The sequence below is a fragment of the Gluconobacter sp. P1D12_c genome, from assembly GCF_018812105.1.
In the GTDB taxonomy this organism is placed as follows: domain Bacteria; phylum Pseudomonadota; class Alphaproteobacteria; order Acetobacterales; family Acetobacteraceae; genus Gluconobacter; species Gluconobacter oxydans_A.
This window is the reverse complement of sequence record NZ_JACSIQ010000459.1, coordinates 1-453: the sequence shown is the minus strand read 5'-3', so window position 1 is coordinate 453 and position 453 is coordinate 1. Positions and strand designations below refer to the sequence as shown.

The following is a 453-nucleotide window of genomic DNA, read 5'->3' as shown; positions in this document are numbered from 1 at the left end:
CTGGCATCCCGTGGCGTGAAGCTTCAACTTGGGAACAGTATTCACGATCCGTCTGATCCAATGGGCAAGTTGTTCTTCAACATCCTTGCGACTTTCGCGGAGTTTGAAGCCGATCTGATCCGGATGCGTACTCGTGAAGGGATGGCCGTTGCACGCGACAAAGGTAAACTACGCGGAAAGAAACCCAAGCTTTCTGAACGTCAGCAAAAAGAGCTTCGCCGGATGTATGATACCGGCGATTACTCCATCAGCGATCTTTCAGAACTGTTTTCTATTTCTCGGCCAACTGTCTATCGAACTCTCAGCAGAACAGCCTCAACGTTCTTGTTGGGTTCACTCTAAGCGTACGTAAAGTACACTTTCGTGTCGTGACCCCTATTTGAACGAGGCGTTGCGCTGGATTCAGGAGCGGCACGGCAAGGACAACGTGATCGCTGCCATCATTCACCGGGA

General features: G+C 51.0%; 1 protein-coding gene. It reads left to right on the top strand.

Translation table 11 applies throughout. The annotated features are described in order from the left end of the window. Positions 1 to 342 (top strand): recombinase family protein (locus KP705_RS17665; protein WP_215765224.1); only part of this gene is annotated, 342 nt, incomplete at its 5' end. Positions 343 to 453 lie beyond the last annotated feature (111 nt).